General features: G+C 71.3%; 21 protein-coding genes. 6 read left to right on the top strand and 15 right to left on the bottom strand.

Annotated elements, in window-relative coordinates; translation table 11 throughout:
- Positions 1-34 precede the first annotated feature (34 nt).
- Positions 35-2,281 carry a glycogen debranching protein GlgX gene (gene glgX / locus ACFXG1_RS10470; protein ID WP_384716743.1) on the bottom strand — a complete coding sequence of 749 codons (2,247 nt, stop codon included), beginning with the start codon at positions 2,279-2,281 and terminating at the stop codon, positions 35-37.
- A 433-nt stretch (positions 2,282-2,714) separates the two neighbouring features.
- Here glgX and ACFXG1_RS10475 point away from each other — a divergent pair, with 433 nt between their 5' ends.
- Both ACFXG1_RS10475 and ACFXG1_RS10480 read left to right on the top strand, forming a co-directional pair.
- Complete coding sequence (locus ACFXG1_RS10475) at positions 2,715-3,959, top strand: SAV2148 family HEPN domain-containing protein (protein WP_384742031.1); 1,245 nt, start codon at positions 2,715-2,717, stop codon at positions 3,957-3,959.
- Positions 3,960-4,025: 66 nt separating this feature from the next.
- Positions 4,026-4,748, top strand: a complete 723-nt coding sequence (locus ACFXG1_RS10480; RefSeq protein ID WP_384742033.1) for an exonuclease domain-containing protein — start codon at positions 4,026-4,028, stop codon at positions 4,746-4,748.
- A gap of 164 nt (positions 4,749-4,912) precedes the next feature.
- Here the strand turns inward: ACFXG1_RS10480 and ACFXG1_RS10485 are convergent, their stop codons facing one another.
- Positions 4,913-5,764: a phosphotransferase enzyme family protein gene (locus ACFXG1_RS10485; protein ID WP_384718273.1), complete on the bottom strand. Its 852-nt coding sequence runs from the start codon at positions 5,762-5,764 to the stop codon at positions 4,913-4,915.
- A 215-nt stretch (positions 5,765-5,979) separates the two neighbouring features.
- Here ACFXG1_RS10485 and ACFXG1_RS10490 point away from each other — a divergent pair, with 215 nt between their 5' ends.
- The 3 genes from ACFXG1_RS10490 to ACFXG1_RS10500 are packed head-to-tail and all read left to right on the top strand — an operon-like array spanning position 5,980 to position 9,082.
- Positions 5,980-6,882: a carbohydrate ABC transporter permease gene (locus ACFXG1_RS10490; protein ID WP_384718275.1), complete on the top strand. Its 903-nt coding sequence runs from the start codon at positions 5,980-5,982 to the stop codon at positions 6,880-6,882.
- On the top strand, positions 6,879-7,781 hold the full coding sequence (locus ACFXG1_RS10495; protein WP_384742036.1) for a carbohydrate ABC transporter permease: 903 nt from the start codon (positions 6,879-6,881) through the stop codon (positions 7,779-7,781). Before ACFXG1_RS10490 ends, ACFXG1_RS10495 begins: the two co-directional genes overlap by 4 nt.
- Entirely contained in the window at positions 7,781-9,082 is a 1,302-nt protein-coding gene (locus ACFXG1_RS10500; RefSeq protein WP_384742038.1) for an ABC transporter substrate-binding protein, read from the top strand. Before ACFXG1_RS10495 ends, ACFXG1_RS10500 begins: the two co-directional genes overlap by 1 nt.
- A gap of 167 nt (positions 9,083-9,249) precedes the next feature.
- On the opposite strand, the gene ACFXG1_RS10505 is transcribed toward ACFXG1_RS10500, so the two are convergent.
- Positions 9,250-11,574, bottom strand: coding sequence for an MMPL family transporter (locus tag ACFXG1_RS10505; RefSeq protein WP_384742040.1), 2,325 nt, complete (start codon positions 11,572-11,574; stop codon positions 9,250-9,252).
- Positions 11,575-11,798: 224 nt separating this feature from the next.
- Between ACFXG1_RS10505 and ACFXG1_RS10510 the strand changes: the two genes are divergently transcribed.
- Complete coding sequence (locus ACFXG1_RS10510) at positions 11,799-12,344, top strand: DUF1697 domain-containing protein (RefSeq protein WP_384722798.1); 546 nt, start codon at positions 11,799-11,801, stop codon at positions 12,342-12,344.
- Between the two features lie 24 nt (positions 12,345-12,368).
- On the opposite strand, the gene ACFXG1_RS10515 is transcribed toward ACFXG1_RS10510, so the two are convergent.
- The 12 genes from ACFXG1_RS10515 to ACFXG1_RS10570 all read right to left on the bottom strand — a co-directional run bounded on the left by ACFXG1_RS10515 (position 12,369) and on the right by ACFXG1_RS10570 (position 23,466).
- On the bottom strand, positions 12,369-12,563 hold the full coding sequence (locus tag ACFXG1_RS10515) for a DUF4236 domain-containing protein (protein ID WP_384742042.1): 195 nt from the start codon (positions 12,561-12,563) through the stop codon (positions 12,369-12,371).
- 169 nt (positions 12,564-12,732) lie between these two features.
- Positions 12,733-13,536 carry a sirohydrochlorin chelatase gene (locus ACFXG1_RS10520; RefSeq protein ID WP_384724025.1) on the bottom strand — a complete coding sequence of 268 codons (804 nt, stop codon included), beginning with the start codon at positions 13,534-13,536 and terminating at the stop codon, positions 12,733-12,735.
- Positions 13,537-13,545: 9 nt separating this feature from the next.
- Positions 13,546-14,460, bottom strand: coding sequence for an ABC transporter permease (locus tag ACFXG1_RS10525; RefSeq protein WP_384742044.1), 915 nt, complete (start codon positions 14,458-14,460; stop codon positions 13,546-13,548).
- Entirely contained in the window at positions 14,447-15,250 is an 804-nt protein-coding gene (locus tag ACFXG1_RS10530; RefSeq protein ID WP_384742046.1) for an ABC transporter ATP-binding protein, read from the bottom strand. Before ACFXG1_RS10530 ends, ACFXG1_RS10525 begins: the two co-directional genes overlap by 14 nt.
- 33 nt (positions 15,251-15,283) lie before the next feature.
- The gene (locus ACFXG1_RS10535) at positions 15,284-16,396 is read right to left on the bottom strand and encodes an aliphatic sulfonate ABC transporter substrate-binding protein (RefSeq protein ID WP_384714245.1); all 1,113 of its coding nucleotides are present in this window, start codon (positions 16,394-16,396) and stop codon (positions 15,284-15,286) included.
- Between the two features lie 204 nt (positions 16,397-16,600).
- Entirely contained in the window at positions 16,601-17,977 is a 1,377-nt protein-coding gene (locus ACFXG1_RS10540) for a sulfate adenylyltransferase subunit 1 (RefSeq protein ID WP_384714242.1), read from the bottom strand.
- Positions 17,978-17,979: 2 nt separating this feature from the next.
- Entirely contained in the window at positions 17,980-18,912 is a 933-nt protein-coding gene (gene cysD / locus ACFXG1_RS10545; RefSeq protein ID WP_384714251.1) for a sulfate adenylyltransferase subunit CysD, read from the bottom strand.
- Between the two features lie 5 nt (positions 18,913-18,917).
- Complete coding sequence (gene cysC, locus ACFXG1_RS10550; protein WP_384714239.1) at positions 18,918-19,487, bottom strand: adenylyl-sulfate kinase; 570 nt, start codon at positions 19,485-19,487, stop codon at positions 18,918-18,920.
- 79 nt (positions 19,488-19,566) lie between these two features.
- The gene (locus tag ACFXG1_RS10555) at positions 19,567-20,265 is read right to left on the bottom strand and encodes a phosphoadenylyl-sulfate reductase (RefSeq protein WP_384714236.1); all 699 of its coding nucleotides are present in this window, start codon (positions 20,263-20,265) and stop codon (positions 19,567-19,569) included.
- Entirely contained in the window at positions 20,262-20,459 is a 198-nt protein-coding gene (locus ACFXG1_RS10560; RefSeq protein ID WP_384714233.1) for a hypothetical protein, read from the bottom strand. Before ACFXG1_RS10560 ends, ACFXG1_RS10555 begins: the two co-directional genes overlap by 4 nt.
- Positions 20,456-22,153, bottom strand: a complete 1,698-nt coding sequence (locus ACFXG1_RS10565; RefSeq protein WP_384742049.1) for a nitrite/sulfite reductase — start codon at positions 22,151-22,153, stop codon at positions 20,456-20,458. The genes ACFXG1_RS10560 and ACFXG1_RS10565 overlap by 4 nt, the downstream gene beginning before the upstream one ends.
- A gap of 746 nt (positions 22,154-22,899) precedes the next feature.
- Positions 22,900-23,466, bottom strand: a complete 567-nt coding sequence (locus tag ACFXG1_RS10570) for a GNAT family N-acetyltransferase (protein ID WP_384714227.1) — start codon at positions 23,464-23,466, stop codon at positions 22,900-22,902.
- Positions 23,467-23,689 lie beyond the last annotated feature (223 nt).

The following is a 23,689-nucleotide window of genomic DNA, read 5'->3' on the forward strand; positions in this document are numbered from 1 at the left end:
CCCGGCACTGGGCCGGACGGGGGAGCCCGGCGGATCACCCGGACGGGGCCCCGGCGCGACCGCCCGCCACGGCCCGGACGGGGCGGCGCAGCACCGTCAGACTGCGGTTCACCAGCCGCAGCCGGGCCCCCGCCGCGACCTCCGCCCCGCCCCCGGGCACAACGCCCTCGGGACGGGCGGTGTCCACGATCACCCGCCAGCGGCGGCCGTGCCGGGCCGGGACCGTGAAATCGAGGTCCAGCGGCCCCGCGTTGAACATCAGCAGGAACGAGTCGTCGACGATCCGCTCCCCGCGCGGTCCCGGCTCCGAGATCGCGTCGCCGTTGAGGAACACCGACAGGGCCCCGGGCCGGGCCGCCTGCCAGTCCCGTTGCGTCATCGGATCGCCCTCAGGGGTGAACCAGGCGATATCGGTCAGCGCGCCGGGGTTTCCGCCGCCGGGACCCTCGACGTCCGGTCCTCCAGGCACCTCCGGTCCTTCCGGTCCTTCCGGTCCTTCGGGTCCCTCCGGGGCGAGGGGGAGCCCCCGGAAGAAGCGGCGGCGCCGGAAGACCGGATGGTCGCGGCGGAGCCACACCATCGTCCGGGTGAAGTCGAGCAGCGACTGCTCGCCGGGCACCGCGACCTCGCCCGGCTTGGGCCAGCGCACCCAGGACAGCTCGTTGTCCTGGCAGTAGGCGTTGTTGTTGCCGTGCTGCGTACGGGCGAACTCGTCGCCGTGTCCGAGCATCGGCACACCCTGCGACAGCATCAGGGTCGCGAGCAGGTTCCGCGTCTGGCGGTCCCGCAGCGCGAGGATCTCCGGATCGTCCGTCTCGCCCTCCGCCCCGCAGTTCCACGACCGGTTGTGGCTCTCGCCGTCGCGGTTCCCCTCACCGTTGGCCTCGTTGTGCTTGCCGTCGTACGACACCAGGTCCCGCAGGGTGAAACCGTCGTGGCAGGTGACGAAGTTGATGGAGGCCAGCGGGCGGCGGCCGTCGCACTGGTACAGATCGGACGAGCCGGTGAGCCGGGACGCGAACTCGGCCAGCGTCTTCGGCTCGCCGCGCCACAGATCCCGTACCGTGTCCCGGTACTTGCCGTTCCACTCGGTCCACAGCGGCGGGAAGTTCCCCACCTGGTAGCCGCCCTCGCCGACGTCCCACGGCTCGGCGATCAGCTTCACCTGGCTCACCACCGGATCCTGCTGCACCAGGTCGAAGAAGGACGACAGCCGGTCCACCTCGTGGAACTGCCGGGCCAGCGTCGCCGCCAGATCGAAGCGGAACCCGTCGACGTGCATCTCCGTCACCCAGTACCGCAGGGAGTCCATGATCAGCTGAAGGACGTGCGGGGAGCGCATCAGCAGGGAGTTACCGGTACCGGTGGTGTCCGTGTAGTGCCGCCGGTCCTCCGCGAGACGGTAGTACGAGGCGTTGTCCAGGCCCCGGAAGGAGAGCGTCGGGCCCAGATGGTTGCCCTCCGCCGTGTGGTTGTAGACCACGTCGAGGATGACCTCGATCCCCGCCTGGTGCAGGGCCCGGACCGCGTGTTTGAACTCCAGGACCTGCTCGCCCCGCTCGCCCCAGGAGGCATAGGCGTTGTGCGGCGCGAAGAAACCGATGGTGTTGTAGCCCCAGTAGTTGCTCAGGCCCGCGTCCACCAGCCGGTGGTCGTCGACGAACTGATGGACCGGCATCAGTTCGAGCGTCGTCACGCCCAGCTCCGTCAGATGCGAGATCACCGCCGGATGGGCGAGGCCCGCATAGGTGCCGCGCAGCTCCGGCGGCAGCTCCGGATGGAGCATCGTCAGACCCTTCACATGGGCCTCGTAGATCACCGTCCGGTGGTACTCCGTCCGGGGGGACCGGTCGTCCCCCCAGTCGAAGTACGGATTCACCACGACCGACGCGAGCGTGTGCCGGGCCGAGTCCAGGTCGTTGCGCGACTCCGGGCGGCCGAAGTGATAGCCGTACACCGGCTCGCCCCAGCTCACCGAGCCGCTGAGGGCCCGTGCGTACGGATCGACGAGCAGCTTCGACGCGTTGCACCGCTGCCCCTGCCCGGGGGCGTAGGGGCCGTGCACCCGGAAGCCGTACCGCTGACCCGGCATCACCCCCGGCAGATACGCGTGCCGGACAAACGCGTCCGCCTCGCGCAGCTCCACCCGCTCCTCCGAGCCGTCGTCCCCCAGCAGACACAGCTCGACGCGCCGCGCCGCCTCGGAGAACACCGCGAAATTCGTGCCGGCGCCGTCGAAAGCGGCACCGAGGGGATACGCCTGCCCCGGCCAGACCTGCATGGATGAACTCCGCCCCTTCCGATCCGGGTGGGTGGGGGACAGGGCGCCCGGATCCCGCTCGAACGTACCGTGAGCATCCCCGGCGCGCGCTGTCGGACGACGCCGCGTCAACCATGCGTTCCGACCGTCACCCGAACGGCCTACCCCGGGTGCCGGTGCCGGTGCCGGTGCGATGGGACACCGGACGTCCCGGGTGACGCCCGTGGCTCGTTCGCGCCGTACCGGGCGCCTCGTCCGGGGCGCGTACGGGGCGGATCCGGGGGCGTCCGGGACGGATCCGCTATGAATCCGCTCACTCCGGACCCCTTCACAGGCCGGAACGCCCGCGATACACGCGGTAGTTGGGAAAGCGGCCCGACGATCCGGCTGCACCTCGTCCCGCTCCCGGAGTAGTCTGCGTTGATCTTTGGTGGGGGACGGGAAGGGGACGCGGGTGAGCGCGGGAGGGCTGGAGCTACCCCCCGGTGGCGGTGGTCACGAGGGGGACCCGGCCGATGTCCCGCCGGGGGCCGTGTCCGTCGCCAGACCGCTGGAGATCGGGGCGGAACTGGACTGGGACGCCGACTCCTGGGCCGAGGTGCGTACCCGGGCCCAGCGCGCGGGCCGGGCGTACATCTGGCTCAATCTGGTCGAGCAGCGGCTGCGCGCCGTGGTCGCCGCGGTCCTGCGGCCGGTGTACGAGCCGGTGCACGGCGACGACTGGGTGGTCGCGGCGGCGGGCCCGGCCGGACAGGAATGGGTCCAGCGGGCCGTCGCCGTACGCGAGGTCTCCCGCCGCAAGGGCTATCTCCTCGACCCCGCCGACGACAATGTGCTCTCCTTCCTCACCCTGCCGCAGCTGCGGGAGCTGATGGTCCAGCACTGGCCCTGCTTCGAGCCCTATCTCGACGACCGCCGGGACGTCGAGCTGGCGCTCGATGAACTGGAGGTCGCGCGTAACGTGGTCTCCCGCAACCGGGCCCTCAACGAGGCCGTGCTCGCCCAGGCGGAGCGGGCCTCCGCCCGGCTGCTGGAGATACTCGGCAGCGGCACGGGCTCCCGGTCGGCGGACCGGATGCCCGTCGACGCCGTCGAGGACCTCGTCGGCGACCGGTACGCGGACGTGGTCTCCGTCCACCCCGACCGGGTCCGCCTCCAGCGCCAGCTCCCCGCGGAGGACCTCTTCGGCGGGGCGCGCAGGCTCGACGCGATCGGCATCGGGCTCAACCTCCTCGTCCAGAACTTCTCCGGCCGCCGGCTCGTCCGGCTCGCCGAGGGCGGTGCCCGGGTCCGGCTGCTCTTCCTCAACCCCGCGAGCAGCGCCGTCAAACGCCGCGAACGCGAACTCGGCCTCAGAAAGGGCGAGCTGAGCCGCACCGTGGAGATGAACATCCTCCATATGCGCCGGGTCCGCTCCCGGCTGCGCGACCCCGGCGCCTTCGAGATCCAGGTCTTCGACGAGACCCCCCGATTCACCGCCTACCTCGTCGACGGCGACGGGCCCGACGGGGTCGCCGTCGTCCAGACGTATCTGCGCAACGCGCGCGGCATGGAGGCGCCCGTCCTGGTGCTGCGGGGCGGCGGACGGCGCTCCGTGGTCCGCGCGGGACAGCCGGACGACCCGGGCGAGCACGGACTCTTCCAGACCTACCGCGAGGAGTTCGAGTCGGTGTGGGCCGATTCCCGCCCCGTCTCCTGAGTGTCAGTGGCACATGACAGGGTGAACGGCATTACGGGGAACAGCACCACCGAGGAGGGGTCCACCATGACCTGGCACACGGAAGAACTCGTCGGCTTCGACCTGGAGACGACGGGTACGGAGCCCCGGGAGGCCCGGATCGTCACCGCGGCGGTCGTCAGGACCGGCCCCGGCGGCGTCCTCGACCGCCGGGTCTGGCTCGCCGACCCCGGGATCCGCATCCCCGAACAGGCCGCGGCGATCCACGGCATCACGACCGAGCGCGCGACGGCGGACGGCCGCCCGGCCCGCGAGGTCGCCGACGAGGTCGCGGCGGCGCTGTGCGGGCACTGGGCGCGGGGGGTGCCGGTGGTGGCGTACAACGCGTCGTTCGACCTCACCCTCCTCGGTGCCGAGCTGGCCCGCCACGGGCTGCCGTCCCTCGCCGACCGGCTGGACGGCGGGGCCCCGGGACCGGTCGTCGACCCGCTGACGATCGACCGGGCGGTCGACCGCTACCGCAAGGGGAAGCGCACCCTGGAAGCCGCCGCCGCGGAGTACGGTGTCGCGCTCGCCGACGCCCACGACGCCACGGCGGACGCGGAGGCGGCGGTCGCGGTCGCCCGCGCGCTGGCGGACCGTCACCCCTCGGTGGCGGCGCTCTCCGTCACGGAGCTGCACGAGCGGCAGGTGCGGTGGTACGAGGCATGGGCGAGGGACTTCGAGTCCTTCCTCCGCCGCAAGGGCGACGCCTCCGCCGTGGTGGACGGCGCCTGGCCCTTCCGCGCCCCGGCACAGGCCCTCACCTGACGGACGCCTCCCGCCGCGGGGTGCCGCGAGCAGGAGCGGCACGCTCATGACCGTTGTCGACCGCGGGCCGCTGCTGGTTGCTCGCGCAGTTCCTCGCGCCCCTGGATTCCGAGCTGATCGCCCTCGGAGCCCCCCAGGCGCTTCCCCGCGGGGGGAGGCGTTCGTCAGAAGGGGTACCACCGGGTGGGGGAGCCGTCCCGGAGGGAGTGGACGCGGCGGGTGAACTCGGCGCGGGCCGCGGGGTTCGCCGGGGCGTGCTGGGCCACCCACGCACAGCTCGCCGTCTCCCGCGCGCCGCGCAGCACCCCGCAGCCGTCCCACTCGCGGACGTCCCAGCCGTACGCCGTCACAAACGCGTCGTACGCCTCCGCCGACAGCCCGTACCGGTCGTGGGAAAGGGCCATCACCACCAGATCGTGCTCGCGCAGATCCACCGAGAAGGTCTCCAGGTCGACCAGGGCCGGACCGTCGGGGCCGACATGGACATTGCGCGGCAGGGCGTCCCCGTGGATCGGGCCCGGCGCCAGCCGGGGTGTCAGCGCCGCGGCCGCCGCCGCGAAACCGTCCCGCCGCTCCCGCAGATACGCCGCGTCCGCCGGATCGATCGCGTCGCCCGCGAGCCGCAGCCAGCGCTCCACCCCGCCGAGCAGCTCACGCGGCGGCAGCACCGGCCCGGGCGGCGGGGACTGAAGGGCGTGGACCCGGCGCAGCAGCGCGCCGAGGTCCGCCGGGCCCGCGGGGCGTACCGCGTCCGGCAGCCGGTGCCAGACCGTCACCGGGTGACCGTCCACGAGCCGGGCCGCGTGCTCCGCCGGACGTACCGCGGGCACATCGGCCTCCGCCAGCCACCGGCCGACCGCCACCTCCCGCTCCGCCCGCGCCAGCAGCTCCGCCGTCCGGCCGATCTTGACGACGAGGTCGCCGACGGCGAAGACCGCGTTCTCCCCGAGGGCGATCAGTTCGCCCTCCGGCAGCCCGGCCGCCGCCAGCACCTCCCGTGCCCTTGTCCCGTCCACCGCCGTGCCCGCCGTCCTTCCGCGTTCCGTACTCCGCACCCGCACTCGCGCCCGCGTCCACACCGCTTCCCACCCGTGCGAACACGCCAAAGTGTCGCATCCGCGGCACGCGTTCTTGACGCGCCCCCGGCAGGTCAGGACCATGACCTGGGTCCGTGACGGGGGTCACACCGACCGCACCCGGTCCACGGCCACGAGGCGAAGGAGCCGAATCGGTGACAGGTGCGCAGGCCGCGCCCGAGGCGGCGAGACCTCTCGACCGCGGTGCCTGGTTCCTCGTACTCCCCGCACTGATCCCCATCCTGATCCTCAGCGTCGGCCCGCTGCTGTACGGCGTGGGGCTCGCCTTCACGGACGCCCAGTCGGGCCGAACGGAGTCCACCCAGTGGATCGGGCTCCTCAACTTCCGCGATCTGCGGCAGGACACCCTCTTCTGGGAGTCCTTCGGGATCGGCCTGGTGTGGGCCGTCGGGGTGACCGTCCCCCAGTTCCTGCTCGCCCTCGGTCTGGCCCTGCTGCTCACCCAGCGGCTGCGGCTGCGCTGGCTGGCGCGGTCCCTGGCGATCATTCCGTGGGCGATGCCGGAGGTCGTCGTCGGCATCATCTGGCGGCTGGTGTACCACCCGGACGCGGGCGTACTCAACGAGACCCTCGGGAACTTCGGCTTCGGGGACGGCCGGGACTGGCTGACCGGTCTGGGCACGGCCCTGCCCGCGGTGATCGTCGTGGGGATCTGGGCGGGTATGCCGCAGACCACGGTCGCCCTGCTCGCCGGGCTCCAGAACACCCCGCGCGAACTGCACGAGGCCGCCGCGCTCGACGGCGCGGGCGCCTGGCGCCGGTTCCGTACCGTCACCTGGCCCGCGTTGCGGCCCGTCGCGCTGGCGATCACGGCGCTCAACTTCATCTGGAATTTCAACGCCTTCGCCCTGGTATGGGTGCTCACCAGCGGCGGACCAGGCGGCCGTACCCGGCTGCCCACGCTCTTCGCCTACGAGCAGGCTTTCCGGTACGGCCAGTTCGGCTACGCCGCCGCGATGGGTCTGGCGATGGTCGCGGTGGTCTCCGTGATGCTCGCCGTGTATCTGGTGGGGCGGCTCAGAGGAGGCGACGAGTGAGGACGCGTCCACCCACGGCGGCACCCGCGCCGGCACCCGCGGCGACACCCGCGGCCGGGCGCCCCCGGAATCCGCGCCGGGCGCTCGGCCGGGCCGGACAGTACGCCGCCCTCGCCGGCTATCTCCTCTTCCTCGCGCTGCCGTTCCTGTGGCTGGTCTCCACCGCCTTCAAACCGGCGCGCGAGCTGGCGTCCCTCGATCCGACGTGGATCCCCCACGATCCGACGCTCGGCAACTTCCGGCAGGCGTTCGACGAGCATCCGCTGCTGCGGGCGGCCGGGAACAGCCTTCTCGTCGCGCCTGCGGCCGCCGCGATCGCGGTACTGATCGCGACCCCGGCCGCGTATATCGTCGCCCGGATCCGCGGCCGGCTCGCCACCGCCACCACGGCCTGGGTGGTGGTGAGCCAGGCGTTCCCCTTCGTCCTGCTGATCATCCCGCTGTTCCTGGTCCTGAAGAACCTCCGGATGATCAACACCCTGTGGGGGCTGATCCTGGTGTACGTGGTCTGGGCGCTGCCGTTCGCGCTGTGGATGCTCGTCGGCTACGTCCGCGCCGTACCGAAGGAGCTGGAGGAGGCCGCGGCCGTCGACGGCGCCGGGCGGCTGCGGACCCTGGTCTCGGTGACGGCACCGCTGCTCGCGCCGGGGATCGTGGTCACGGCGCTGTTCGCCTTCGTCATCGCGTGGAACGAGTTCTTCTTCGCCCTGGTGCTGCTGAAGTCACCGGAGAAACAGACCCTCCCGGTGGTGCTGACGCACTTCCTGGGCGCGGAGGGCGTCGCCGACCTCGGGCCCCTCGCGGCGGCGGCGTTCCTGGCCACCCTGCCATCGCTGGTGATCTTCGCGGTGATCCAGCGGCGGATCACCGGCGGCGTACTCGCGGGGGCGGTGAAGTGATGCGGCGCGCGCTCGCGGCTGTCGCGGCCGTACTGCTGATCTGGACCGCCGCCGCCGCCTGCGTCACCGGCGACGAGGGCTCCGGGGACGGGGTGATCCGGCTCCGGTTCCTGTCGCTGGCCTGGCAGCAGGAGTCCGTCGACGCCAACAAGGAGCTGGTACGGGAGTGGAACGCGGCCAACCCCGGGGTGCGGGTCCAGTACGTCCAGGGGAGCTGGAGCAGCGTCCACGACCAGCTGCTGACCTCGTTCGAGGGCGGTGAGGCCCCCGACATCATCCACAACGCCTCAGACGACCTGGCGGACTTCGCCTACGGCGGCTATCTCGCGGATCTGCGGCCACTGCTGCCGGAGCGGCTGACGGCCGACATCCCGGCGGCGAGCTGGGAGACCACGACGTTCGGCGAGGGCGTCTACGGGGTGCCGTTCCTCCAGGAGCCGAAGGTCCTCATCGCCAACCGGAAGCTCGTCGAGGAGTCGGGCGTACGACTGCCGACGCCCCAGCGGCCATGGACCTGGGAGGAGTTCCGGGAGGTCAGCCGGGAGCTGACCCGGTCGATGGGGGAGGGGAAGCACGCGGTGGCCTGGCCGCTGAAGGAGCCGGTGGCCACGACGCTCAACCTCGGGCTCTCGGCGGGCGGCCGGCTGTTCCACCGCGAGTCCGACGGGAAGGTCCGCATCCGCTTCGGCACGGGGGACGCGCTGGTGCCCGAGGTGATCCGCGACCAGGTCAACGAGGACGGTACGGCGTCCCGGACGATCCTGGGCTCCGGCGGCTCCGACGCCCTGCCGGGCTTCTTCGGCGGCAAGTACGCGATGGTCCCGCTCGGGTTCTCGTACCGTCAGCAGATCGCGCAGCAGGCGCCGGACGGCTTCGAGTGGACGGTCCTGCCGATGCCGGTCGGGCCCGAGGGCGCGGTGCAGGGCGTCAGCCCGCAGACGCTGTCCGTCGCCGAGGAGACCCGGCACAAGCGGGAGGCCGCGAGGTTCGTCGACTTCCTGCTGCGGCCCGCGAACACGGTACGGCTCGCGCGGGGCGACTGGATGCTGCCCACGGGGCGTACGGCGCTGGCGGACCCGTCCCTGAGCGTCACCGACGACGGCTGGTCCGTCGGTACGGCGCTGGCCGCGGGCCTGCGCTCGGCGCCCGCGCAGTCGGTACGGGGCTACCCGGAGTGGAAGGACAAGGTGGCGACCCCGGCGTACCAGGAGTACTACAGCGGTGCGATCGGCGAACGAGAACTGAAGCGCCGCCTGGAGCGCGACGGCAACCTCGTCCTTGCGCGCTACCAACGCCGCTGACGCTTGAGCCCCGGGGGTATCGGAGACCGTCTGCCCGATGACCGCCGTCAGCCGTCCGCAGCCTGATGGTGGCTTGTCGCGCAGTTCCCCGCGCCCCTGAAAGCCCTGGGCTCAGCGGCCTTGCTGTTGAAGGGGCGCGGGGAACCGAGCGAACCGGGGCTACCCCGTCAGACGCCCACCGGCGCCCGGCGGTCGCCGTCCTCCTCGGGCGCCCCCAGAACCTCCGGCTCCGCCGCACGCGGCGGTTCGTCGTGGGTGAGGTCCGGGAGCCAGTGGAGCCACTTCGGGAAGTACCAGTTCGCGTCGCCCAGCAGCGCCATCACCGCCGGCAGCAGCACCCCCCGGATGACCGTCGCGTCGATCAGCACCGCCGCCGCGAGGCCGACGCCCATCTGCTTCATCGACTGCATCGACAGGGTGCCGAAGATCGCGAAGACGGCGACCATGATGACGGCGGCGCTGGTGACGACGCCCGCCGTGGTGACGACCCCGTGGGTGATCGCGTCCCGGGTGTCCAGGCCGCGGAGCTTCGCCTCACGGATCCGGGAGACCACGAAGACGTGGTAGTCCATCGAGAGTCCGAACAGGATCACGAAGAGGAACAGCGGCAGCCAGGCCACGACCGCGCCGACGCCCTCGGCGCCCACCAGCGACGCGCCCCAGCCGTGCTGGAAGACCGCGGTCAGGATGCCGTACGCGGCGCCCACCGAGAGGAGGTTGAGCACGATGGAGGTGACCGCGATGGTCAGCGAGCGGAACGACAGCAGCATCAGGACGAAGGCGAAGACCACGACGAAGGCGAAGACCGGGGCCACCGAGCCCGACAGCTGGTCGTTGAAGTCCTTCGACCCGGCGACCTGACCGGTCACCGGCGCCTCCACGCCGGAGAGTGAGCCGAAGGCCGCGGGCCTGACCTCGTTCCGCAGGAGGTCGAGACTCTTCTCGGCCCGCTCCTGGTCGGAGCCGCCGATCAGCGGTACGGAGATGAACGCGACGTCCTGGTCGGCATGGACCTGGACCTTCACGGGGCCCTGGGACGCGCCCGACGCGACCGCGCGCTTCGTGAAGGTGTCGATCGCGGCCTTCACCGGCGCCGCGTCGATGTCGTCGGCGCTCACCACGACCGTCGCGGGTTCCGCACCGCCGGGGAACGCCTTGTTGAGCCGCTCGTACGTCGCCACGATCGGTACCGAGGACCCGAACTCCTGGTTCAGCTTCAGGTCCGCGGTCTTCATCCCGATCGCGGGCAGCGCGATCGCCGCCAGCGCGCCGGTGGCGACCACCAGGGACACCACGGGGCGCTTCAGGACCCGGCCGAGCACCGCGCGCCAGAACCGGCTCTCGCCGTTGCCCTTCTTCAGCCGGGCCAGGAACGGCACCCGGCCCTTCTCGACCCGGTCGCCGAGGAGCGACAGCAGCGCCGGAAGCACGGTCACCGAGCCGACCATCGCCACCGCGACCACGATCAGCGACGCCAGGCCCATCGACTTGAATTCGCCGATACCGGTGAACAGCATGCCGCCCATGGCCACACAGACCGTCACACCCGACACCACCACGGCCCGGCCGCTGGTCGCCGCGGCGATCCGCAGCGCCGTCTCCGCGTCCCGTCCCGCCGCCCGCTCCTCGCGCTCGCGCCGCAGATAGAACAGGCAGTAGTCGACGCCGACCGCGAGACCCACCAGGAGCATCACCGAGTTCGCGGTGTCCGTCAGCGGCATGACCTGGCTGACCAGGCCCATCAGCCCGATCGTCGCCATGATCGCGGTGATCGCCAGCACGACCGGAACCAGGGCGGCCACCAGCGCGCCGAAGGCGATCAGCAGAATGCCCAGGGCGACGGGTACGGCGGAGTACTCGGCCTGCTTGAAGTCGTCGCCGAACGCCTTGTCGACGACGCGCTTCATACTGGCGCCGCCGACCTGCTCGATCCGCAGCTCCGGGTGCCGGTCCTGCGCCTCGGCGACGGCCTTCAGCAGCGGCTCGACCCGGTCGGCCGCCGTCTCCGGGTCCCCGCGGACGTCGAACTGGACGAGCGCGCTGCGACCGTCCGCGGAGATCGCCCCGGTCGTATACGGCGACGTGGGCTCGGTCGCCTCGCCGGTCGCCCCGACCTCCTTGATCACCGCGGCGACGGCGGCCCTGAACTCCGGGTCCTTCGCCTTCGGTCCTTCGGCGTCCCGCGCCGTGAGCAGCACCTGCTCGGTCGCCGGGTCCTCGATGTCCGCGTCCTCGATGATCCGCGCCGCCTGGGAGGTCTCCCCCTTGAGCTGGTCGCTCTCCTTGAGGTCCTTCTGTCCGACCGCCGAACCCGCGACCATCGTCACCAGGACGAACAGCACCCAGATCCCCACGGCGGCCCAGCGGTGACGGGCGCTCCAGCCACCGGCCCGCGCCGCGAAACCGCGCGGTCGCCGGCCCCGCCCCCCGCCGCTCCCCGGTCTTCCGCCCGGCCCTCCGGCCGTCCCGGTGTGTCCCACTGTGTGCGCCATGTGCGTCCGTGCCCCTCCCGGCAACGCGTCGGCCTCGCGCCGACGACTTCCCGCCACGGACATCGACGCTAGGGGCGGCCACCGGCCGGGGGATCCGTCTCACCGGTGAGCCGGGAGCCGCCGTTCTCCTCCGCCGGTACCGGTCACGTCCCCGACGCGGAAACTCTCGGCCCCTTACACCTATCGGGCTGACGGGCCGGGCACCGGCTGTCTAGGCTGAGCCCATGACCACCGGATACGCGGCGCTGCTGCGGGGGATCAACGTCGGAGGGCACCGGAAGGTGCCCATGGCCGAGCTGCGGGGGATCATCGAAGGGCTGGGCCACGGTGGGGTCGTCACCTATCTGCAGAGCGGCAACGCCGTCTTCACCAGCGCCTCCGACGACGAGGACGCCCTCGCCCGGGAGCTGGAAAGCGCCGTCGACGAGCACTTCGGGTTCGCCGTCGACATCCTGGTACGGAACGCGGCCTATCTGAGGGCCGTCGTCGACGACTGCCCGTTCCCGGCCGCCGAGCTGGAAGGCCGCCAGCTGCATGTCACTTTTTTCTCGCAGCCCGTGTCCGCCGAGCGGTTCGCCGGCGTCGACCGGCGGGCCCACGCCCCCGAGGACTTCCGGCTGGGCGACCGGGCGCTCTATCTGTACGCGCCCGATGGACTGGGCCGCTCCAAGCTGGCCGATGCCCTGGCGCGCCCCACGCTGACCAGGGGCCTCGTCGCCACCACCCGTAACTGGAACACCGTCGGAAAGCTGGCCGAGCTGACGGGCTGATCCGGTGGCCGACGAGGAGGGCCGTCAGTGGTGGCGGCGGCGGTCCCGCCGCAGTGTGAAGCCGCCGGGCAGCCTGACCGCGCCTCCGCGCGGCCCGCGCCGGTCGCCCGTGATGTGCGCCCGGCGTCCGCCGAACGACCAGGACCAGCCGTGGCGGCTGATGGTGACATGGAGCAGCTTCGGGATCACGGTGATCCGCTTGTGGTAGTGGAACGGCATGCCGGGCCTCCTTCCCCTCGGGACGCCTACCCCAAGGTCGTGGCTCCATGATGCGCCGTCTCCGGCCCGTGTCCGTCACCGCCCCGCCACGATCGTGTCACCGGCGGCCGGGCCGGGGCGCGGCCCCGGCTCCGACCCCGAGAAGGACTCGGGGTCGGGCACCGGTGGATCAGGCGGTAACCCCGAGGCGTCCGAGCGCCTCCGAAGCGGCCGCGGTGGCCTCGTTCTTCACGGGTGCGGCCGTGGCCGCCGCCTCTTCGTAGCGCCGTACGATCAGCCGGGCCAGCTCGGCGCAGGGCCCCAGGACGTCCGCGAGGACGTCCGCGTCCCGGGCGCCCGCCGCGATCCGGTCCGGCAGCCGGCCGGGCGCGATCACGAACGGGGCGACGGCCACCCGGGCGCAGCCGTCGTCCCGGAGCCCGCGTACGGCGTCCTCCGTACGCGGAAGGGATGCGGAGGCGAACGCAGGCCGCACGGAGCACCAACCGGTGCGCCCCAGCTCCCGCGCCATGGCTGCGATCGCTGCGATCGCCTCCGGGTCCGTGGAGCCCGCCGAGGCCAGGACGAGCCCCGTCGAGCGTCGGTCGGCGAGGGTGCGCCCGGCCCCCGCCTCGTACAGCCGCCGCCGTATCGCGCCCGTCAGCAGTGGTGACGGGCCCAGCACCCCGGCCTGCCGGATCCGCAGTCCCGGCAGCCCGGCGGACGCGTCCGCCAGGACCACCGGGATGTCGGACTTGGCGTGGAAGGCCCGGGTCAGCAGCAGGGGGAGCGCCACGACGTCCGCGGTCGGGTCCTCGGCGGCGAGCCGTTCGAGTACCCGCGGCACGGACGGCGTGTTGAAGTCCAGGAACCCCGTCTCCACCCGCAGCCCGGGCCGCAGCGACCGGACCCGGCGCACCAGGGCGTGGACGGTCGCGGCGTGCCGGGGATCACGGCTGCCGTGGGCGACGACGAGGAGACGGGGTCGGTCCATGACGGGCGCTCAGCTCTTGACGAGGAGACCGCGGCCCCGGAGGACCGCGCGCTCCAGCGGACTGAAGATCAGGAGATCGATGGCGATACCGACCACCAGGATCAGCAGGATCGCCAGGAACACCCCGGGCATATCGGAGTTGTTCCGTCCGTTCTCCAGCAACTGGCCGAGCCCGAGGCCCAGATCCGGCGACGAGGCGATGATCTCCGCCGCCATCAGGGACCGCCAGGAGAACGCCCAGCCCTGCTTGAGCCCCGCGACGTAACCCGGCAGCGCGGCCGGCATCACGATGAACCAGGTGCCCTTCATACCGGTCGCGCCCATGGTGCGGCCCGCCCGCAGGAACAGCGGCGGAACCTGGTTCACCCCGGACACCAGGCCGTTGGCGATCGACGGCACGGCGCCCAGCAGGATGACCGCGTACATCATCTGGTTGTTGAGCCCGAGCCAGATCACCGCCGGCGGCACCCACGCCACCGAGGGCAGCGACTGGAGACCGGAGAGGATCGGCCCGATCGCCGCCTTGACGAACTTCACCCGGGCGACCAGCAGGCCCAGCGGCGTGCCGATGGCCAGGGCCAGCAGGAAGCCCAGCAGACCGCGCGAGACACTCGTCCAGACGATTTCGAGCAGCGTGCCCTTCATCCACAGATCGGACACGCTGTCCCAGACCGCGGACGGGGACGGCAGGCTGCCCTCGTCCGTGACCTCCGTCCAGACCAGGGTCTGCCAGATGATCAGGACCAGCGCCACCGCCGTCAGCGGTGGCACCACCTTGGTCAGCAGGACCTCCCCGAAGGAGGCCCGCTGTGTCTCGACGGAGTCCAGGGCGTCGAGCCCGGCCTCCAGACCGGCGAGATCGTGATTCCCGCCGTCATCCCCCGACCGGCCTTTCGCCGGGGACGGTGTCTCAGTGCTGGCCATGTCGGCGGATCTCCCCCCGCAGTTCCTCGGTGATCTCGACGGACAGTTCGGCGACCGCCGAGTCCTCGATCCTGCGCGGCTGTTCGATGGCGACCCGCCACTCCCGGGCGATCCGGCCCGGTCGTGACGACAGCAGCACCACCCGCTCGGCCAGCCGCACGGCCTCACGGACGTTGTGGGTGACGAAGAGCACCGATACCCGGGTCTCCCGCCAGATCCGGGTCAGCTCGTCGTGGAGCACGTCCCGGGTGATGGCGTCCAGCGCCGCGAACGGCTCGTCCATCAGCAGCAGCTGGCTGTCCTGGGCCAGCGCCCTGGCCAGGGCGACCCGCTGCCGCATCCCGCCCGACAGTTCGTGCACCCGCTTGCCGTACGAGCCCGAGAGCCGGACCAGCTCCAGCAGCCGCTCCGCCTCCGGGCGCCGCTCGGCCTTGGGGACGCCGCGCAGCCGCAGCGCCAGTTCGATGTTCTTGCCCGCCGTCAGCCACGGGAACAGGGCGTGTTCCTGGAACATCAGGGCGGGCCGCCCGCCGGGGGTCTCGATCGACCCCGCGGAGGGCGCGTCGAGGCCCGCCACCAGATTGAGCAGTGTGGACTTGCCGCAGCCCGACGCCCCCAGGAGGGTGACGAACTCGCCCGGCGCGACATCGATGCTGATGTCGTCGAGGACGAGCTGCCGCCCCCCGGGCGCGGCGAAGGACTTCGACACGTGCTCGATACGCGCCGCGTAATCCGGGGCGGGCTCGGTGCCGGCTTCCGTCCGGCCCTTCGGCAGCGTTGTGCTGGCCATGATCGTCACCTCCTGGGATTCCTGCGCGTACGGCTACTTGACGCCGAGTCCGGCATCGGCGACCTCGGGCTTGCCCGCCGCCTTGAGCACCTTGTTCAGGCTCTTGAGGTCGTAGATCCCGATCAGGTCGGGCTCCTTCAGCAGTCCGGCCTTGACCGCGTAGTCGGCCTGCGTCTGAAGCGTCGACGCCAGCGGGTCGTCGAGGAACGTGATCGAGGGCCAGGCGCCGTCGATGATCTCCTTGGGCAGTTCCTTGCCGGTCAGCGCCTTCAGCCGGGCGTTGGCGGACGCCTTGGCACGGGCCGGGTCGGCGTTGATCCAGGCATTGGTCTTCACCGTGCCGCGGACGAACGCCTCCACCACGTCCGGGTGGTCCTTCAGGAACTTCTGGGAGACGATCACATGGGTGATCACGAACTTCTTGTCCGGCCACAGGGTCGACTCGTCCAGCAGGACCTTCGCGCCCTGGGCGACCAGCCGGGACGCGGTCGGCTCCGGCGCCCAGGCGCCGTCTATGGAGCCCGACTTGTAGGCGTCCGGGGCGATCTTGTTGTCCGTACGGACGACGGAGACGTCGCCCTTGCCGCTCTGGGCGTCGGTCTTCCAGCCCCGGGTCGCGATCCAGTTGAGGAAGGCCACGTCCTGGGTGTTGCCGAGCTGCGGCGTGGCGATCTTCTTGCCCTTGAGATCGTCCAGGGTCTTGATCTTCTCCGGGTTGACGACCAGCTTCACGCCCCCGGACGCCGAACCGGCCACGATCCGCAGGTTCTCGCCCTTGGACTTGGTGAAGCCGTTGACGGCGGGGGAGGGGCCGATGAACCCGATGTCGATGGAGCCCGCGTTCAGCGCCTCGATCTCGGAGGGACCGGCGTTGAAGGTGGTCGACTTGATCTGGGTGCCGCCCAGCTCCTTCTGGAGGATGCCCTCCTGCTCGCCGACGAGCGCGGTGGCATGCGTCAGATTGGGGAAGTAGCCCACCCGCACGGTGTCGGCGGAGAGCTTCTCACCCTTGGCCACGGGGGCCTTGTCGTCCTTGTCGTCCTTGTCGGAGCCGTAGCCGCAGGACGCGACGGCCCCGATCAGCAGCGGCAGTGCGGCGGCCGCGGCGAGCGAGCGGCGAAGGCGGGTTCTCGGAAGAGCAGGCACGCGAGGGTTTCCTCTCGTAAGCCCCGGCGCACCCGCCGCGCGGGCGCGGCGGCCGGGACAAGGGTGGTCGTCGGTCGTGTCCGGATCGGATGGTTCGGTCGTCGGGTCATCGCACACATCGCGCGACACCCCCCGACCCCGAGCCGAGCCTTCCGCTGCCCACCCGGCCACCTTCGATGGCGAAGGTGGCGAATACGTTCGTCATCAGAAATCCCACTCCGCGTCCTGGCCGGTCGTGGTGTTCGGATCCGCTGTCGCGGACCTGTCGGCGGTGGCGAAGGAATCGCCCGCCATCCCCGCCGCCAGCGTGGTGCCGTCGGCGGGGTCGATCAGAAGGAAGGAGCCGGTACGGCGGGACTCCGCGTAGGAGTCCAGCGCGATCGGCTCGGCGGTCCGCAGCTTCACCAGACCGATGTCGTTGGCGACCAGCCGGCCCGGCTCCGGGTGATGGGAGAGATCGTCGAGGGTGACCAGGGCCGGTATCTCCTTGACGATCGCCTTCACCGTCCGGGTCGTGTGCTTCAGCAGCACCCGGTGGCCCACGGTCAGCGGCTGGTCGGCGACATGGCAGACCGTGGCCTCCACGTCCCGCGTCTGCCGCGGCGTGTCCGACGAGGGCACGATGAGATCACCGCGCGAGATGTCGATGTCGTCCTCCAGCAGGACGGTCACCGACTGCGGGGACCAGGCGACGTCCACCGCCTCGCCCAGCAGATCGATCCCCCGCACGGTGGACGTCCGCCCGCTCGGCAGGACCGTCACGGCCTCACCGGTACGGAACGTGCCCGCCGCGATCTGCCCCGCGTACCCCCGGTAGTCCGGGTGTTCGGCGCTCTGCGGCCGGATCACGTACTGCACCGGGAGCCGCGCGTGGCACGACGCCAGATCGTGGCTCACCGGCACGGTCTCCAGATGCTCCAGCACCGTGGGGCCGCCGTACCAGTCCATCGTCGCCGAAGGCTCGACCACATTGTCCCCGGCCAGGGCCGAGATCGGGATCGCGGTGATCTCGGGGACGCCGAGAGCCGTGGCGTACGCGGTGAACTCCTCGGCGATCGCGGCGAACACGTCCTCCGCGTACCCCGCCAGGTCCATCTTGTTGACCGCGAGCACCACATGCGGCACCCGCAGCAGGGCGGCGACGGCGGCATGGCGGCGGGTCTGCTCGACCACCCCGTTGCGGGCGTCGACCAGGACCACCGCCAGATCGGCGGTGGACGCGCCGGTCACCATGTTCCGGGTGTACTGCACATGCCCCGGGGTGTCCGCGAGGATGAACCGCCGCCGGGTGGTCGCGAAGTAGCGGTACGCGACATCGATGGTGATGCCCTGCTCCCGCTCCGCCCGCAGACCGTCCGTGAGCAGCGCCAGATCGGGGCCCTCGGCGCCCCGGCTCCGCGAGGCGTGCTCGACCGCCTCCAACTGGTCGGTCAGGATCGACTTGGAGTCATGGAGAAGCCGTCCGACCAGGGTCGACTTACCGTCGTCGACCGAACCGGCGGTGGCGAACCGCAGCAGCGTCGTCGCCGAAAGCAGCGCCTCGGCGGCGCTCCCGTCGTCGGTGAGGGGGGTGGATGTCATGACTAGAAGTAGCCTTCCCGCTTGCGATCCTCCATCGCCGCCTCGGACAGCTTGTCGTCCGCGCGGGTCGCGCCCCGTTCCGTGAGCCGGGACGCGGCGATTTCCGCGATCACCGCCTCCAGGGTGGTGGCGTCCGAGTCCACGGCACCGGTGCACGACATATCGCCCACCGTGCGGTAGCGCACCAGTCGCCGCTCCACCGGCTCGTCGTCGGCCGGGCCGCCCCAGTCTCCCCCGGCCAGCCACATCCCGCCGCGCGGGAAGACCTCGCGCTCATGGGCGAAGTAGATCGCCGGCAGCTCGATCTTCTCCCGGGCGATGTACTGCCAGACGTCCAGCTCGGTCCAGTTGGAGAGGGGGAAGACCCGGACGTGCTCACCGGGCGCGTGCTTGCCGTTGTAGAGCTGCCACAGCTCCGGGCGCTGGCGTCGCGGATCCCACTGCGAGAACTCGTCCCGGAGCGAGAACACCCGCTCCTTCGCCCGCGCCTTCTCCTCGTCGCGCCGCCCGCCGCCGAACACCGCGTCGAACCGGTCGGCCGCGATCTTCTCCGTCAGCGGCAGCGTCTGGAGCGGATTACGGGTGCCGTCGGGCCGCTCCCGCAGCACACCCCGGTCGATGTAGTCCTGCACCGACGCCACATGCAGCCGCAGCCCGTGCCGGTCCACCACCCGGTCCCGGTACTCCAGCACCTCGGGGAAGTTGTGCCCGGTGTCCACATGCAGCAGGGCGAAGGGCACCTTGGCCGGGGCGAACGCCTTCAGCGCCAGATGCAGCATGACGATGGAGTCCTTGCCGCCGGAGAACAGGAGCACCGGCCGCTCGAACTCGCCCGCCACCTCGCGGAAGATATGCACCGACTCCGACTCCAGGGCGTCCAGATGCGTCAGCGCGTACGGACTGTCGTCCACGCCCTGACCCACGCCCGTCACCACGCCACTCACACCAGGCCCCTCTCCGCCAGCAACGCCCACACCGCGTCCGCGGACTGGGTCACGGTCTGGTTCTGCGACTCGATCGTCAGATCGGGCGCGTCCGGGACCTCGTAGGGGTCGTCGACCCCGGTAAGCCCGCTGATCTCACCCGCCGCCTGCTTGGCGTAGAGCCCCTTCACATCCCGCTCGGAGCAGATCTCCACCGGTGTCGCCACATGCACCTCGGCATAGCCGGTACCCGTGGTCCGATGCCGCTTGCGGACCGCCTCACGGCTGTCCGCGTACGGCGCGATCACCGGCACCAGGACGACCACACCGTGGGAGGCGAGCAGCTCGGCGACGAAGCCGATCCGCTGGACGTTCGTGTCACGGTCGGCCCGGTCGAAGCCGAGACCGGCGGAGAGGAACTCGCGGATCTCGTCCCCGTCGAGTACCTCGGTACGTCTCCCACGGGCACGCAGCCGTCCGGCGACCTCGTGCGCGATCGTGGTCTTTCCGGCGCTCGGCAGGCCGGTGAGCCAGATCGTGGCCCCGGTCATGTGATTCTCCCGATTCGTCATCAGCGGCTCTGTCATGGGTGACATCGTCATGGGTCGGCGGTGCGGTGCGGCGCGGCCTTCGTCGGCCCGCCGTCGTCCGCCTTGTCGTCGGCGGTCAGCCGTGCAGCCCGCACTCCGTCTTGCCGCGCCCGGCCCAGCGCCCGGCCCGGGCGTCCTCGCCCTCCTCCACCCGGCGGGTGCAGGGGGCGCAGCCCACGGAGGCGTAGCCGTCCATCAGCAGCGGATTGGTGAGCACACCGTGCTCGGCGACATAGGCGTCCACGTCGTCCTGGGTCCAGCGGGCGATCGGTGAGATCTTCACCTTCCGCCGGCGCTCGTCCCAGCCCACCACCGGGGTGTTCGCCCGGGTCGGGGACTCGTCGCGGCGAAGCCCCGTGGCCCAGGCGTCGTACCCGGTCAGGCCCTCCTCCAGCGGTCTGACCTTCCGCAGCGCGCAGCAGCGGTCGGGGTCGCGGTCGTGCAGCCGCGGCCCGTACTCGGCGTCCTGCTCGGCGACGGTCTGCCGGGGGAGGAGCGTGATGACGCGGACGTCCATCACGGCCTCGACGGCGTCGCGGGTGCCGATGGTCTCCGGGAAGTGGTAGCCGGTGTCGAGGAATACGACGTCCACTCCGGGCGCGGCCCGGGAGGCGAGATGCGCCACGACCGCGTCCTCCATGGAGGAGGTCACACAGAACCGGTCACCGAAATTCTCGGTGGCCCAGGTCAGGATCTCCAGGGCCGGGGCGTCCTCCAGATCGCGCCCGGCCCGCTCGGCCAGGGCGCGCAGCCCCGCCGTCTCCGTGACCGTCATATCGCGTCCCCTCCCCGGTCGTCCCCGTCACCACTGCCGCGCCCGCGCAGCCCCCGGGCCAGCAGCCCGAGAAACTTCACCTGGAACGCCCGATTGCACGCCGCGCACTCCCAGGAGCCGTGCCCCTGCTCACTCGGCCGCAGATCCTCGTCCCCGCAGTACGGGCAGTAGAACGGCGCCGCGCGCTCACTCATGAGAGGGCTTCCTCGGAGGCACGAGCCGCCCACTGGGCGAACCGCTCGCCGTCCTCGCGCTCCTCCTGGAAGCGGCGCAGGACGCGCTCCACGTAGTCGGGGAGGTCGGCGGCCGTCACCTTCAGGCCGCGGACCTTGCGGCCGAAGCCGGGTTCGAGGCCGAGCGCGCCACCGAGGTGGACCTGGTAGCCCTCGACCTGACTGCCGTCGTCACCGAGCATCAGCTGGCCCTTGAGACCGATGTCCGCCACCTGGATACGGGCGCAGGCGTTGGGGCAGCCGTTGAGGTTGATGGTGATGGGCTGGTCGAACTCCGGCAGGCGTCGCTCCATCTCGTCGATGAGGGACGCGCCGCGCCCCTTGGTCTCGACGATCGCCAGCTTGCAGAACTCGATGCCCGTGCAGGCCATGGTGCCGCGCCGGAAGGGGGACGGGGTGACCCGCAGGTCCAGCGCCTCAAGACCGGAGACCACCGACTCGACCTGGTCCTCCTCGATATCGAGGACGATCATCTTCTGCTCGGCCGTGGTCCGTACCCGGCCGGAGCCGTGCGCCTCGGCCAGGTCGGCGATCTTGGTGAGGATCGTGCCGTCCACCCGGCCGACGCGTGGGGCGAAGCCGATGTAGAACCGGCCGTCCTGCTGGCGGTGGACCCCGACGTGGTCGCGCCACTGCTGGACGGGTACCTCGGGCGCGGGCCCGTCGTGCAGCTTGCGCAGCAGGTACTGGTCCTCCAGCACCTGGCGGAACTTCTCCGGCCCCCAGTCCGCGACCAGGAACTTCAGCCGGGCGCGGTTGCGGAGCCGGCGGTAGCCGTAGTCGCGAAAGATGGAGATGACGCCCTCGTACACATCGGGTACGTCGTCGAGGGACACCCAGGTGCCCAGCCGGACACCGATCTTGGGGTTGGTGGAGAGCCCGCCGCCGACCCAGACGTCGAAGCCGGGGCCGTGCTGGGGGTGGTCCACCCCGACGAAGGCGATGTCGTTGATCTCGTGGGCCACGTCCAGCAGCGGCGAGCCGGAGATCGCGGACTTGAACTTCCGCGGCAGATTGGAGAAGTCCTTGTTGCCGACGATCCGGCGGTAGATCTCGTCGATCGCGGGCGTGCCGTCGATGATCTCGTCCTCGGCGATCCCGGCGACCGGGGAGCCGAGGATGACCCGCGGGGTGTCGCCGCACGCCTCGGTGGTGGAGAGCCCGACGGCTTCGAGGCGCCGCCAGATCTCCGGCATGTCCTCGATCCGGATCCAGTGGTACTGGACGTTCTGCCGGTCGGTGATGTCGGCGGTGCCGCGGGCGAACTCCTCGGAGATCTCGCCGATGACCCGGAGCTGGCGGGTGGTCAGCCGACCGCCGTCGATCCGGACCCGGAGCATGAAGTAGCTGTCGTCCAGCTCCTCGGGCTCCAGGATCGCGGTCTTCCCGCCGTCGATCCCGGGCTTCCGCTGGGTGTACAGACCCCACCAGCGCATCCGGCCGCGGAGGTCGGCGCCGTCGATGGAGTCGAAGCCCCGCTTGGCGTAGATCGTCTCAATGCGTGTCCGCACATTGAGACCGTCGTCGTCCTTTTTGGTCTGCTCATTGGCGTTCAGCGGCGTCAGATGGCCTGCGGCCCACTGTCCTTCGCCGCGGTGGCGCCCGGCCTTGCGGCGGGACGCTGCGGGAGCGGGCTTGTCCGGTGTGGCGGCCATGGCGGTATGTCCTTCGAAGCAACGGGAGGGCGGCTCGCGACCGCACACTGACGGTCCGCGCGACGGTGCGCGGGGTGCGGAGGTGCGGGGATGGGGCAGGCGGAGAACAGGGCGGAGATCGGGCGGTGCTCAGACGGCGATCAGGCGGTGTTCAGTCGGAACTGGTGCGAACGCGCAGGTGGAGCGGGCGGGAGGATCGGCGTTCTCGGCGGATCCGGCGGCTGGGTGCTCGGCCGGTGACGGCTACCCGGGTGTGCGGCGGTGCTGGGGTCTCAGCAGGCGGGACAGATGGCGCTGGACATGCGGCCGTGGTCGACGTGCCGCCGACTCACCAAGGCAATTCCAGCTCGATCCATGGCGAAAGCGTGGCACGGCGATTGGAGGAGAGTCCACCGTTATCCGCATGATGGACAAAAGTATCTCGCCTTGTGAGACGCGTGGCGGCGGTCACACGATGGCTTGTTCCTTATGGCCGATCCGGGATAGGGGAGCCGCATCGGAAGACCTCCCGTACGGGACCGGATGCCGCCGGGCGCGCCGGAGTGCGCGTTGCACGGCCGCGCCGGAAACTCCCACGGCCCCCCGGACGTGATGTCCGAGGGGCCGCGGGGTTGTGCGGGACAGGGGGGAGCCCTGTGGGCGGAGCGGGCCCGGGAGGGCGGGGCGTATAAAAGGGACGCACAAAAGAGGACGTACACCAGGGGGCGTGAGGAAGGGCGTAGAGGATCTACGGAGGGGCCGGTGGATCAGCCGTGGGCGCCGGGCCACGGGCCGGGGGTCGCCGTCTCCGGCTCCTCGGCCACCGCCGTGTCGAAGAGCGTGAAGCCGCGCCGCAGATAGTTGTCCATGGCGTGGGGGCCGTCCTTGGAACAGGTGTGCACCCAGACCCGCTTCGTGGGGGTGAGCCCGGGCCAGCGGTCCGCCAGGTCCCAGGCGCGCGCGGTCGCGTAGGAGAGCAGATGACCGCCGATCCGGCGGCCCCTGAAGGCGGCGATCAGTCCGAAGTAGAGGATCTCCACCGTGCCGTCGTCCTGGGCCTGGAGCTCCGCGTATCCGGCGGGTGTCCCCTTCTCGTACGCCACCCAGGTCTCCGTGCCGGGCCGGTCGAGCACCGCCTCCCACTCGGCGTAGGTCATCCCGAGCCGATCGGTCCAGGTCACATCCCCGCCGACGGCGGAGTACAGGAATCGGCTGAACTCGGGCGACGGGATCGACGACCGGGTGATCGTGACATCGGGCCCGGTGGGCACGGCGGGCCGCAGATCGGCGGCCGAGGTCTGCTCAAGAGACCAGGTGGTGACGGTGATGCTCATGTGGCCAGGGAATCACGGGCGGGGCCCGGCCCGGAAGGGTGGACGGGAGGGACGCGGGACACAGTGTCCCGCCCCGGGGGCGTGCCGTGCCGGGCGTCGTGGGCCGGTGAACCCTTCCGGTCACAGCACTAGGGCGTTTCTCTCGGATCATCTGATCGTTGGTTGATGTGTGTCGTTGACTGACGCGCAGTGGGCGCGGATCGAGCCGTTGCTGCCGGACCGG

The sequence above is a fragment of the Streptomyces sp. NPDC059248 genome, from assembly GCF_042753905.1.
Lineage (GTDB): Bacteria > Actinomycetota > Actinomycetes > Streptomycetales > Streptomycetaceae > Streptomyces.